The sequence below is a fragment of the Gemmatimonadaceae bacterium genome, assembly GCA_036003045.1.
Lineage (GTDB): Bacteria > Gemmatimonadota > Gemmatimonadetes > Gemmatimonadales > Gemmatimonadaceae > JAQBQB01.
Genome location: DASYSS010000022.1, coordinates 214,778 through 228,115, shown reverse-complemented (window position 1 = coordinate 228,115; position 13,338 = coordinate 214,778). Strand labels below are relative to the sequence as shown.

General features: G+C 66.2%; 7 protein-coding genes. 6 read left to right on the top strand and 1 reads right to left on the bottom strand.

The features are described from left to right. Window positions 1-52: 52 nt before the first annotated feature. The 3 genes from VGQ44_04905 (at window position 53) to VGQ44_04895 (ending at window position 2,963) form a co-directional block, all read left to right on the top strand. Window positions 53-1,324 carry a hypothetical protein gene (locus VGQ44_04905; GenBank protein HEV8446131.1) on the top strand — a complete coding sequence of 424 codons (1,272 nt, stop codon included), beginning with the start codon at window positions 53-55 and terminating at the stop codon, window positions 1,322-1,324. Between the two features lie 356 nt (window positions 1,325-1,680). After that, window positions 1,681-2,466: a helix-turn-helix domain-containing protein gene (locus VGQ44_04900; GenBank protein HEV8446130.1), complete on the top strand. Its 786-nt coding sequence runs from the start codon at window positions 1,681-1,683 to the stop codon at window positions 2,464-2,466. Further along, window positions 2,463-2,963 carry a response regulator gene (locus VGQ44_04895; GenBank protein HEV8446129.1) on the top strand — a complete coding sequence of 167 codons (501 nt, stop codon included), beginning with the start codon at window positions 2,463-2,465 and terminating at the stop codon, window positions 2,961-2,963. Before VGQ44_04900 ends, VGQ44_04895 begins: the two co-directional genes overlap by 4 nt. 54 nt (window positions 2,964-3,017) lie before the next feature. Here the strand turns inward: VGQ44_04895 and VGQ44_04890 are convergent, their stop codons facing one another. Then, window positions 3,018-3,596 carry a hypothetical protein gene (locus VGQ44_04890; GenBank protein ID HEV8446128.1) on the bottom strand — a complete coding sequence of 193 codons (579 nt, stop codon included), beginning with the start codon at window positions 3,594-3,596 and terminating at the stop codon, window positions 3,018-3,020. A 722-nt stretch (window positions 3,597-4,318) separates the two neighbouring features. Here VGQ44_04890 and rho point away from each other — a divergent pair. The 3 genes from rho (at window position 4,319) to VGQ44_04875 (ending at window position 12,850) form a co-directional block, all read left to right on the top strand. Beyond that, window positions 4,319-5,821: a transcription termination factor Rho gene (rho, locus tag VGQ44_04885; protein HEV8446127.1), complete on the top strand. Its 1,503-nt coding sequence runs from the start codon at window positions 4,319-4,321 to the stop codon at window positions 5,819-5,821. Window positions 5,822-5,933: 112 nt separating this feature from the next. Continuing rightward, entirely contained in the window at window positions 5,934-8,219 is a 2,286-nt protein-coding gene (locus tag VGQ44_04880) for a BamA/TamA family outer membrane protein (protein HEV8446126.1), read from the top strand. Then, window positions 8,219-12,850 (top strand): translocation/assembly module TamB domain-containing protein, encoded by a 4,632-nt coding sequence (locus VGQ44_04875; protein ID HEV8446125.1) that lies wholly within the window; start codon window positions 8,219-8,221, stop codon window positions 12,848-12,850. The genes VGQ44_04880 and VGQ44_04875 overlap by 1 nt, the downstream gene beginning before the upstream one ends. The last annotated feature ends 488 nt before the right edge of the window (window positions 12,851-13,338 follow it).

Genomic DNA, 13,338 nt, shown 5'->3' with positions numbered 1-13,338 from the left:
TAAGTGGGATGGGGGGACGGGCTTTCATCTCCGTTTGGACGAGGAAAGGGACATGAATTCGCTTGCTGCGCTTCGGCATCTCGCGTTCTTCGACGAGTTGTCGCGTCGGGACGAGTCGGACGACGCCTGGAAGGAGATCTCCGCCGGGCTCGTCGTTTTGCGCCTGGTGGACCGCTGGCTCGAGGAAGGCGCCAGCGTGGTCGCCGCCGACGCATGGGGGTACGCGTCGGTGATCGAAGCGGTGGACGCTATCCCGGTCGGACGCCCTGTGCGCGGGATGCTGCGCAGCGTCGTCGACGCGATGGCCATGACAGCCACGCCTAGCTTCCGCACCGTCGCGCCGCGGCTCATGGCCTACGCGCGCGCGCTCGACTTCGACGCCCGATGGACGCTCGCCGTGGACGTGTATCACACCGTGATCGCGTCCAGCGAGCCGCTGGAAAACGCGGACACCGTGATCGCGGCCCATCTGCGATTGGGCTATTGCCTGCGTCAGATCGGCGAGGTGGATCAGTCGGCGGCGGCATACGCCATGGCGGGCCGCATCGCCGAGCAGACGGGGGACATGGTCGGCGTGCTGCGGGCACGGATCGGTGACGCGAAAATCGCCATGCTCCGGGGGAATCTTCCCCGCGCTGAGCTGATTCTCGACGGAACCATCGACGACGCGGGCAAACAGGGTTTGCCCGGGCTCGAATCAATGGCGCTGCAAGACCGCGCCAGCGTCGCGGGTATGCGCGGAGACTACGAGCTCGCGGTGCGTCTGGCCTATCGCGCGCTTCCAGGCACCGAGAGCGAGCGAAACCGAGATCGTCTGCTCCACGACATTGCCATGGCGTTCGGCCGGCTTGGCGTGCGCACCGCGGCGCGCGACGCGTTCCTCGTCCTCGTGGCGACGAGCGCGGATCAATACGTCCGCTGGTCGGCGTCGATTCAGCTGATGGCGATCGCCGCCGGCGACGGTGTCGGCCCGATGTTCGAGAAATACCGTCAGGAGCTCGCCGGCCAAACGTTGCCGTCGGCGCTTCGCGCCGAATTCGAGATCGAGACGGGCCGCGGCTACTTGACGCTGCGACACTTCGAGGAAGCGACGACCTGGCTTACCGCGGCCGTGTCGACGGCAAACGCAAACGGGCTGTATCAGCTGGTGTTCGAAGCGGAGAGCGAGCTCGTTCAGGCAAAACAGGCACGCACGCTCGAAGAACGGAGCGCGCCGTTCCAGGAAATCGCGCCCGACGTCACCGAGGTCGCCGAGGCGATTCGAACGCTGCGCGAGACGACGCTAGCCGGCGATCGTTCGGGCGGCGGGGGCGGTTCTTACTAGAAAGAAAAGAGGCGAGGCCCGGGCGGGGTGCTCGGGCCTCGCAGAATGCGACGCTAGCTCGAATCAGTTCACGCAGCGACCGTCAGTACCGATCCATCCTGTGATACACGCATCGTTCTTAGACGTCGGTGCCGTAAGGCTGGTGCAGGCGCCGAGAACGAGGGAGGCAATGGCGAGAACAAGGAGGGCAATCGGGCGGCGGCGATGCATGGGCTTTCTCCGTCGAAGGCCAGCGAGGGGACTTTCTTGGCAGGGAGGACCTTCTGGCTGGCATTTTAGGGTCGCGGCGATGCGCGTAAACGCGCATTTTGTGTCACGAAGTTGCGGTTTCATGACACCGAGCCAGCTTCCCTCTCGTGGACGTCGCTGCGTTTCTTCCACGCCCGTTGCTCCCGCAGCTCAGAATCGCTCTCGGCTCGGAGCACACACTCATCTCGGTTTCGAGTTGGGGCGAGCTCCAATCGACCGTGCAACAGCGGATGATCGACGTCGTCGTCGCCGATCCGTGTGCGACGGGCGTCGCCGACGTCGAATCGCTCGAGCTGATTCGCCAGCACTACCCTTCGCTTCCCGTCGTTCTCTACACAGCGCTCAGCGCGAGCGGCTTCGCCGCGACGGTACGGCTGGCCAGATCGGGCATCGAGCACGTCGTGTTGAGCCGGTTCGACGACGAGCCGCGAAGATTTCTGGAGTTGCTCGAAAGCATCCCCGCCCACGAGCTGGGCGAGCGGATGTTGCGGGAGCTGGCGGAGCCGCTGTCGTGTCTGCCAGTGGTCGTGGTTCGGGGAATCGATCAGTTGTTCCGGTCTCCCGCGCGGTTTACTAGTGCAGGAGACCTCGCAGCGGCGGCGGGGATGAACCTCCGCACGTTGTATCGAAACCTCGAGCCGGCGGGGTTCTACTCAGCGAGGACGCTGGTGGTGTCGGCAAGGCTGGTGCGGGCATACGCGTATCTGCGGGATCCAGGACGGTCCATCAAGGACGTGGCCGCGAAAACGGGGTACACCTCGCCCTGGCAGCTCTCTCAGCACATGCGGGAGATGACGGGACGAACAGCCGAGCAAGTACGACGCGAAATGACACCGGATGAACTGATCGCGTGCATGGTTGAACAAGTGCAGCAGCGGAGGCAGGGCGAATGACGTGGCCAGTGGTCGCCGGCTCGCCAGGGGCGCCGCCCGTGGGAATGGGTGGAGGGCGGAATGCGAGCGCGCCAAAGGACACCAAGCGGGGGGACGTGCCGCGCGGCAGATCGGTGAAGGTGCTCATCGTCGACGACGAGCCTTCCATCTGCAAGGCGCTCGGCATGGCCCTAAGCCACGCGGGCTATGAGGTCATCACCGCGCGCAGCGGGGACGCGGCGTGTACGGTGGCCGACACGCAGCGCGTGGACATCATGCTCGTCGACCTGCGCATCCCGGACATGCGCGGCGACGCGATCTTCGAGTACGCCGCCGGCGTACAGCCGCATCTCCGCGACCACACGCTGTTCGTCACGGGCGACATCAGCGACCAGGCGGTCGAGTTGATCGGTCTCTGTCGATGCAACTACGTGCGCAAGCCGTTCGACCTGACCGTGATGCTCGACGCAGTCGCGGCGCTGTCACCATTGGACAAGGCGCGGAAGTCGACGGCGTAGAAAACGGTGGCCGGGTGGACCGGTGACCGGTCACCGGTCCACCCGGCCGCCGCCTCACAACTTCCACGTCCTCAGAGTCTTGAGCGTTTCCTCCAAGGCCAGTCGTTGCGCGGTGTGCGTCGACTCGGCGAGCAGTCCTTCGTAGGTATCGATCGCGAGCCTGAGGGCGACGGGATCTTCTTCGTCGTTGGCGAGGCTCGTGGCGTTGTCGGCGAGCGCGGCGCGCGCGAGCTGGTCGGCGGGAAAGCGGCGGCTCACCTCGTGCCAGCGGTCCACTCGCTTGCGGAGCGATGGCTCGGCGATTGCCCAGAGGTGCCACGCGCCGCGATTGGCGGGATCGATTTCCTTGGCACGCATCGCGAGCTTCGACACGACGTCGGGCCCGCGGCCGGCGAGCCAGTACGAGTTGGCCAGGACCACCAACGCTTGGGCGTCGTTCGGAGCAACCGTGGTCACGTGCTCGTAGAGCGGGATCACGACTTCGGGCATGTCGCGAAACGGCTCGGCCGCCGCCTTCGCGTCCGCGGGCGACAGACGGCTCGCGAACGATTTGAGATCATCGAGAAGCTGGCCGATGTCGCCCGAACGACGGTAGGCATCGACATGGGTCGCGATTTTTTGTTGGACGGACATGGCGAAAAGCTACTGGTGGGCGGGTGGACGGGCGCCGTCCCCCTGTCCACCCGCCCACCTTTGGCTCAATTGATGCCGACTACGGTCTTCGGGAACCTCGTGAGGCGAGGAGCCGGCCCCGTCTGCAATTTTTCGAGGGTTGCGCCGGGCCGGGTAAGTGGCGATACTCTTGGCGTCCGCCGGCACGACCGCGACGAACCCCGGAGTGAAGGTCGAGGGGTTGGGGTCGGAAGTTGCAGGGCCCGGGCCGCGCCGTTGCGCCAGCATCGCCGGGATCGCGTGAGGTTCCCCGCGCCCCGTCGGTACAGACAGACAGTACAGCCGCGTCGCGGCAAGTGTTTTCCCGTCACGCAATTCGCGTTTTTTTCGCTTGCCTGTAGCTCGGCGAGCAGTTTCGGCGAACGCCGAATCGGCATCACCTTTTTTATCGAACCATCAGCATGAGCGAAAGTCGACGCCCACCTCGTCGTGGCCGTGGCCGCCGTCCATCCAGCGCGGCCAACACCGAGACATCATCAGAGAATCCGTACCGCGACGAAGTCGAAGCGGGCAGCGCGACGCTGCCAGTTCCTGACGTCGAACCACCAGCGCGCGAGCGCGTGGAGTCGCCGCCGAAACCCGAACGCCCATCGCGACGACATGAGCGGCCGGCGGCCGAGTCGGAAGCGGCATCGCCGCCGGCTCCATCTACTCCTCCCACTCCTTCGGCGCCGACGCCGAGTGTGGAGCGTGAGCAGCCCGCCAACGACAATCCGCCGAGCTACTCGAACGGCGAGTCTTCTCCACCGAGCCTCTCAGCGCCGAACACCGGCGGCTATCAATCGGGTGGCGGTGGCGGTGGTGGCGGTGGCGGCGGCGGTTGGTCCGGGAGCTCGGACAACGCGCAGCGTGGAGGCGGCGGACAATACGACCAGCACGTGCGCCGCGACCGCAACGATCAAGGCGGCGGTGGAGGCGGCGGCGGCGGATTCCACGATCGCCGCAACGGAGGCGGAAGACGTCACCGGCGTGGCAGGGGCCGCGGTCAGCGCGGCGGCGGAAGTGGCGGCGGCAGAGAGCACCAACCGCAGCAACAGCAACACCAGCAGCAGCCGATTCAAGTCGTCGCGACTGGTGAGATGCGCGGGTGGTTCGAACCCGCGCGCGACGCAGGATTCGTCCGGCGCGCCGCCAACAGTTACCTCGCCGAAGCTGGCGACGCGTACGTTCCGCCCCACGTCGTTCGCCAATTCGCGCTTCGCAAAGCGGATCTCGTCGACGCGACGATCGGCCTCGATCAGCGCGGACGTCCGACGGTCGTCGAAGTCCGCACGATCAACGACATCGATCCCGCGCTCGCGTCCAAGCGCCCCGAGTTCAACTCGCTCACGGCGTCATACCCCGAGCGAAAGCTGTTCATGGAGACCGGACGTCCGGCGAAAGCGGGCGCGGAGCTCATTCGTCGAGCGATCGATCTCATCGCGCCGATCGGCTACGGCCAGCGCGCGTTGATCGTCGCGCCGGCGCGCGCCGGAAAAACGACGCTCCTTCACGGCATCACCGAGGGCGTCGCGGTCAACCATCCCAACGCGGTGCTGCTCATCCTCCTCGTCGATGAGCGCCCCGAGGAAGTGAGCGAAGCCATCTCGTGGGGCGTCGGTGAAGTCATCTCGTCGAGTTTCGACCAACCCGCGCAGCGGCACGTCGAAGTCACCGAGATGGTGCTCAATCGCGCACACCGCTTGGTGGAGAGCGGGAAGGACGTCGTGATCGTGCTCGATTCGCTCACGCGCATGGCGCGCGCGCACAACACGGCTGAACGGGGGACGGGCCGGACCCTGTCCGGAGGCCTCGATGCCACAGCCATGGCCAAGCCGAAAGCGTTCTTCGGATCGGCTCGCTCGATCCCCGACAGTTCCGGCGGCGGCTCGCTGACGATCATCGCCACGGCGCTCGTCGAGACGGGCTCGCGGATGGACGACGTGATCTTCGAGGAGTTCAAGGGCACGGGCAACTGCGAGATCAAGCTCGACCGCGGGCTGGCCGAGAAGCGCATCTATCCCGCGATCGACATAGGGACGAGCGGGACGCGGCGCGAGGAAAAGCTCTTCCGTCCGGACCAAATTGACAGCGTTTATACGCTGCGGCGCGGGTTGAGCCAGATGCCGCCGCAGTCGGCGATGGAGTGGCTGATCAAGCGGATCGCCGCGACGCCGAGTAACGACGCGCTGTTGGCCGGATTGTAGAGGGGCCGGGACGGGGCACCGGGCACCGGGCACCGGTAACCCACGCGAAAGCGCAGACCGGACACGGCCGTAAGCCGCGCCCGGTCTACGCTTTGCTTCTAAAAACGCCGTCATGCGCCGCCCTTCGCTCCCATACGGGCTGGCGTGTACGGCGGTGGCAACGGCGCTCGCGCTTTCACCACACACCGTCCGCGCGCAGGCCGCACCCACAGTCCCCCCTCCCGCAAAGCGCACCGCGCCGCGCGAGCCGCCGCCGGAAGTCAGGCGGCTGACGTTCACCGGTGTGGAACACGTCGACCTGGCCGACCTCCAACTGAGCATCGCGACACAGGCCACGAGCTGCGCGAGCGTGCTGCTCGCCCCCTTCTGCCTGATCAGCCACTCGCCGACGATCCAGAACCGATTCTACCTCGACGAGACCGAATTTCAGCGCGACGTGTTGCGCATCCGGCTGTACTACTGGCTGCGCGGCTACCGCGACGCCATGGTGGACACGAGCGTGGTAAAAATCGGACCTCGGCAGGTGCACGTGACGTTCGCGGTCCACGAGAACGCGCCGACGCTCATCCGGTCGCTCTCGATCACGGCCGACTCGAGCATCGTCGGGGGCCGGGCGCGGCGCCGCGTGTTCGGCATGCTGCGCGAGCACGACCCGCTCGACCTCGTGGAGCTCGACTCGTTACGGGCCGCGCTGCAACGCATGGCGTGGAACCAGGGACACGGCGACGCGGTCGTCGATACCAGCGTCGTCGTCGACGATTCGGCGCGCATCGCCGACGTCGCGGTCACGCTCGTGCCGAATCACGTGACCACGATCGGCAGGATCAGCGTCACGGGCACGCACCTCGTGCGCGAGACCGTGGTGCTGAATGCGCTGGCGTTCAGGCCCGGAGACCTGTACCGCCAGACGACGCTCCTCGAGAGCCAGCGGAATCTCTACGAGTCGGGCCTGTTCAAGCTGGCGCAGATCCAGGTGCCGCCCCAGCTCGACAGCGCCAAGAGCGTGAACGTGGACGTCAGCGAGGCGCCGCTCCACGAGGTGCGCGCCGGACCGGGCATCGACAATGTCGACTTCGCGCAGTTCACGGCGCAGTACACCAGCTACAACCTCTTCGGCGGGGCGCGGCGGCTGGACATCAGCGGCACCGCGGGCAACCTCCTGGCTCCGTCGCTGTCGGGACACGGGATCTTCCGCGACGTCGCCGCTTACGTGCCCGATAGCCAGAGCATCTCGCCCTTTCTCCAGCCGACGTTCAACGCGAGCATCGATCTCAAGCAGCCGTCCTTCCTTCGCCGGGCGAGCAACACGGCGTCGATCGGCGTGTTCACGCACCGCACGATCAACCCGGGCGTGTTCATCGACAAGGGATACGGCGGACAGGTGACGTTCACCAACGAAGTCGCCATCCGCGCGCCCGTGAGCCTCAACTATCGCTACGAGATCAACCGCGTCGAAGCGAGCGACGTGTACTTTTGCGTGAACTTCGGCGTGTGCGACCCCAACACGATCAACACGCTGCGCACGCACCAGTCGCTGTCGCCGCTCGTGCTCACCGGATACGTCGACCGCTCGAACGTGCCGCTCGCGCCGACGCGCGGCTATACGGCGCGCGTCGACTTCGAGAGCGCGTCGCAGTTCACCGGTTCCGACTATCGGTACAACCGCGCCTACCTCGACATCGCGGCGTACTCGGGCCGCCGCCGAACGCGGCACGTGCTGTCGGCCCATTTGCGGGCGGGTTGGGTGCAACCGATCCAAGGCGGCGACGTCACGGGCGTGATTCATCCGCGCAAGCGCATGTACGCCGGCGGCGCGAACTCGGTGCGCGGCTACGGCGAAAACGAGCTCGGACCGCGCATCCTCACGATCGACGCGTCGACGCTCGTCGACCACGCGAAGAGCATCGCCGGGGGCACCTGCGGGCGGACGCTCGAGACGATCCTGTTCTGCGATCCGAACTCCGCGGGCCTGTCGCGCGCGGACTTCATTCCCCAACCGCTCGGCGGCACGACGCTGTTCGAGGGAAGCGTCGAGTACCGTTTTCCGTTTCCGGGCGGCAATTGGGCGCAACAGTTCATCGGCGCCGTATTTCTCGACGGAGCCGTCGTCGGCCACGCGGACCTGGGCCCCAATCCTCCGCCGCTCGGGGATCGAGTGAACGGCACCGGCGCCGTGACGCCCGGCTTCGGCATTCGCTACATCTCGCCGATCGGACCCGTGCGGGTGGATCTCGGACTCAATCCGAACCGCGCGGAAGATCTGGTCGTGATGACGGCGGTGCCCGACGGCGCCGGACAGCAGCGCATCGTGCCGCTGCCGAGGACGCGCAACTTCAGCCAGGCGTCGAATTTTTGGGGGCGTTGGGTCTTCCACCTGTCGATCGGCGAGGCCTACTAGTGGGACGCCTCGCGAAGTGGCTCGGCATCCTCGTCGCCCTCGTCATCGCGGTGATCGTGTTGAACGCGGCGGCGCTCTGGATTCTGACGCACACCGACTGGGGGCGCACTCGAGTCAAGAACATCGCGCTCGGCGGAATGGAAAAGGTCGTGCACGGCAAGACGTCGATCCGGCGCGTGTCCGGCGGATTGCTGAGCAACATCACGCTCGAACACGTCGTGATCACCGACAGCAGCGGCGCGCCGTTCATCTCGGTCGATTCGATCACGACGGACTATTCGATCGGCGACCTGTTTCGCAAACGCATCCTGCTCGACCACTCGGTGTTCGTGCGTCCGAACGTCGTCCTCGACAAGAACGCCAACGGGGAATGGAACTACGCGCGCATTCTTCCCGGCCTGATCGACACGACGAAGAAGCCGCCCAACTTGCCGCCGCAGCCCGCGGGCTGGGGCGACTGGATCCGCGCGGCCGACGTACGGATCGTGGACGGCCGGCTGCTGATCGTCTCGCCGTGGGCGCCGGCGAAAAACCTGAGTCGTGCCGCCGCCGATAGCGCCGTCCGCGACGCGGTGAGCGGACGTTCACGCGCGTACGTCGAGCGAACCGCCACCGGCCTGCGACGCCGCATCGAGATCGACTCGATCAACGGACGCCTTCCGCTGGTTCGCATCTCGCAGCCGGGCCAGCCGTCGAGCGTGGCCGAGGTCGGGAACCTCGCGATGAACGCGTACTTCGTGCGTCCGCCGGGCGGGAGATTCCGCAACCTGACGGGCACGTTCGCGTTCAACACCGACTCGATCTGGTGGGCGAGCGCGTCCACGACCTTCCCCAGGGGCTCGAAAGCGGCCGGCAGCGGCAGCTTCGTGTTCGGGTCGGGCGACATGACGCTGACGCTGCGGAGCGACAACCTCGTCTTCGACGACGTGCGCTGGGCGTATTTGCCGCTCCCGCCAGAAGCGCGAGGCAAGATGAACTTCGCGCTCAAGTGGCGCGGGCTGACGCAGGATTACGTCGTGTCCAGTGCCGACGTCACGCTCCGCCAGGCGCGCGCGACGGGCAACTTCGGCATCACGCTCGACGACTCCGTCACGATTCACGACACCGACCTGCGCTTCTCGGGGATCGACACGAAGGTGCTCTCGGATCTCATCCCGGGAGTCACCATTCCGCGCACCGGCGTGTTCGCCGGACGCGCGACGGTGCGCGGCGGCCGCCGTGTGATGATCGTGAAAGGGAACCTCACCTTCGACGACCGCAGCGCCGGCAGAAACCGCTTCCTCGTCGAAGGGCAGATCGGTGTGCTCAACGGGAACGGCATCCGACTGCGCGATCTACGGGTGCAGATGTTCCCGCTGCAAGTGGCGATGCTTCGCACGTGGCGTCCGGGTCTGCCGATCGACGGCGTGATCAACGGAACGACGACCCTGAACGGCACGACGGCGACGCAGATCGCGATGAACTTCGAGGTCACGCACGACGATCGCGGCAATACGTCGGCGTTTTCGGGCTCCGCCGTGTTGCACACTCGCGGTCCGACGCACGTCGACGTGGACATCGTCGCATATCCGATTTCGCTGGCCGAAGTCGGGCGCTTCGCTCCGGCGGTCGGGCTTCGCGGCAAGGCGACAGGACCCATCCATCTGCATGGCCCGTTGTCCGCCCTGCGCATCGACACCGACCTGCGCACGCCGGACGGCGGCCGCGTGGCGACGAAGGGCACGGTCGACATGCAGTCGCAAGCGATCGGATACGACCTCGCCTCGACGCTCACCGCGTTCAATCTGAGCGCGGTTCAGAGCAAGGCGCCGGTCACGTCGCTCACCGGCACGGTGACCGCCGTGGGACGCGGGACCGATCTCCCGACGCTGACGTCGAAAGTCGCCGCCGACCTCTCGGGTTCGCACGTGATCCAAGGCGCGGATTCGATCGGCATCGATTCGCTGTCGCTGCGAGCGACGGCGGCCAACGGCGATGCGAAGATCCAGCGCCTCGTTGCGACCGCCGAGCAAACACGGGCGACCGCGTCCGGCGGCATCGGTCTCGTCTCGAACAAGATCGACTCGCTCCGCTACACCGTCATCGTCGACTCGCTCGGCGCGTTGAACCGCTGGTTTCCGAAATCGAATGATTCGACGCCGGTGACGCCGCGCCCGGCGGTCGTCGCACGGATCATGGCCGAGGCGCGCGCGGACTCGGCGCGGATCGCGAAACGGACCGAGATGGAGCGCATGGTTCACGGGCGGCCGCCGCCGCGTCTCGTCGTGAACAAGCCGCGGCCCATACCGCGCGACACGATGGTCGGACGACTCTACCTCGCGGGGACGCTCCGCGGGAATCTCGACAACTTCGAGCTGCGCGGGCGAGCGGAAGGCGACACGATCATCGCTCGCGGAAACACCGTGCATCACGTGACGAGCACATATGCGTGGAAGGGCGGACGAAAAGTCCCTTCCACGCTTTCGATATCCGCCGACGCCGTGCAGTTGAGCGCGATGGGGTTCGGGTTCGATACGGCAACCGCGCGCTTCACGTACGCGTCGGGTGCGCCGGAAGATCCCGCCGTCGGAGGACGCGGCCACGTCGAGGTGGCCTTGGTGCAGCGCGACACCGCCGGCAACCGGCACTACACGGCGAAGGGCGACTACGCCCTCTTCCCCGACCGGCGCGAGCTGCGGGTCGCCCAATTGTCGCTGCAGCTCGACTCGACAACGTGGGCGTCACCGCATCCCGATACCGTGCAGTGGGGCAAGGCGGGCATTCGGGTCGGCAATTTCCAGCTCACCAACGGCGTGGGCGGACGCGTCCGCGTGAACGGACTCGTGCCGACGACAGGTGTCGCCAATCTCTCGGTCGACGTGGACAGCTTCCCCGTCGGCAACGTGGTCGATTTGCTCCAGTCCGACGTGACGGCGACCGGCTTCTTCGCGCTCCACGGCAACGTGCAAGGAACGTCGAGCGCTCCGACGTTTGGCGGGCGCTTCTATCTCAGCAACGCCGAGTACAACGCCGCTCCGTTCCCCGATCTCGTGGGACGCGTTTCGTACGCCGACGAGCGGTTCGTCACGCACATCGACGTGAATCATCTCGGCTTCGCGCCGCTGATGACCGTCGACGCGCGCCTGCCGCTGAACCTCGCGTTCACCGACGTGAAGGGCAGTCGCATCCTGCCCGGACCACTCTCGATCGACGTAACCGGCGACAGCCTACCGGTGGATCTCATCCCGGATCTCACTGACTTGGTCACCGACGTGCACGGCCGAGCCGCCGGGCATTTCGCCGTGCGCGGGACGTTCAAGAATCCGGAGCTGTCGGGACTGGTCCTCGTGCAGCATGGCACGACGACGATCGCCTCCGCGGGCTCGACGATCGGGAACATCGGCGGCACGATCCGCATGGCAGGCGACAGTATTTATCTCGACCAGTTCTCCGGCGACGCCGGCGGCGCGGTGCGGCTCAGCGGGGCGCTGAGCTTCACCAATTGGCGCGAGCCGTCATTCAACCTCGCGCTGGTCTCCGAGGGCGCGCGGCTCATCAACAACGATTACGCGGACCTCAACGTCGACACGCACCTGACGCTCAAGGGTCCGTTCAAGAAGGCGACCGTCGGCGGCGACGTCACGGTCACCCGCGGCATCATCTACATCCCCGAGTCGAGCCAGCGCTCGCTCGTCGGCCCGGGCGATCCGGGTCTGTTCAACGTCGTCGACACGACGAGCGAGCTGGCGCACCGGCTCTTCCCGGCGCAGTCGCCGCTCCTGGCAAACCTCTCGTTCAACGTGGCGGTGCGAATCAACCAGAACACCTGGGTCCGCAATCGCGAAGCGAACATCGAGATTTACACGTCGGATCCGCTCATCATCACCGACTCGAGCCAGGCGTTGACCATTCGCGGGGTGATCACGACCGAGCGCGGCGATTACACGCTCCTCACCAAGCGGTTCCAGATCCGGCGGGGCACCGCGACGTTCGTGGGCGCACCGGGGTTGAATCCCTCGCTTCAAGTCACCGGCGAGTACCAGGTGAACCAGGCGACGCGCGGCGCGGTGAACATCCGTGTGCTCATCGGCGGCACGCTCGACCAGCCGAACCTCTCACTCGAGAGCGACGCGCAGCCGCCCAGATCGCAGTCGGAATTGCTGACGCTGATCGCATTCGGCCAGTCGACGTCGTCGCTGATCGCGTCGAACTCCTCGAGCGTCGCGTCCGCCGGCACGACGACCGACGTCGTCGGCGCCGGTGCGCAATTCGTCGCCCGCCGTCTGGCGACGGTCGCCGTCGGCGTGATGACCGAGCAGGCCCAGATCCAAGCGGGACGGGCGCTCAGGGCCGACGTATTCACGATCACCCCCGCCGACGCGCCGCTCGAGGCCGGGACGGGTGGAATTCCCGGTTTCATAACGCAAACGAAGTTCGAGGCGGGCAAATACATCACCCCCCAGACTTTCGTCAGCCTTCAAACCCAAGCCCGCAACCTCGGCGCCGCGGTCGAACGACGCACCCAGGACGGCTGGCGGATCACCGTGACGGTCGAGCCCCAAGTCGTACTACTCGAGCCGCAACTGAATTCTCAGCCGAGGCGGACGCTCACGTCGGCGGGAATCTTCGTGATTCGAGATTGGCGGTTCTAGGCGGCCCTCATTCGGTGGCTGGCCGGCGCCTCTGTAAGCCGTTTTGCTGAACTGCTCACCGCAGAGACGCAGAGGACGCAGAGGGACGCAGAGGGACGCAGAGGACGCAGAGGACAACCGGCCGCGCGCCCCTACCGCAACGAGCTGATTTGTTTTGGGACTAACGCTCGGGAGCCACCTATCGCAGGTATCTCAACGTCGGCACTCGCAGCAGATCCAGCGGCTTTCACAAAAAAATCGGCTCGTTGTGCGAGGGACTGAGCCGTTCTCGGGCCTCCTCTGCGTCCCTCTGCGTCCGCTGCGTCTCTGCGGTGAGCAGTTGCTGTTGCAGTTGCCGTTGCAGTTGCCGTTGCAGTTGGCTGTTGCCGTTGCTGTTGCCGTTGCCGTTGCAGTTGGCTGTTGCCGTTGCAGTTGGCTGTTGCCGTTGCAGTTGGCTGTTGCCGTTGCCGTTGCAGTTGGCTGTTGCCGTTGCAGTTGGCTGTTGCCGT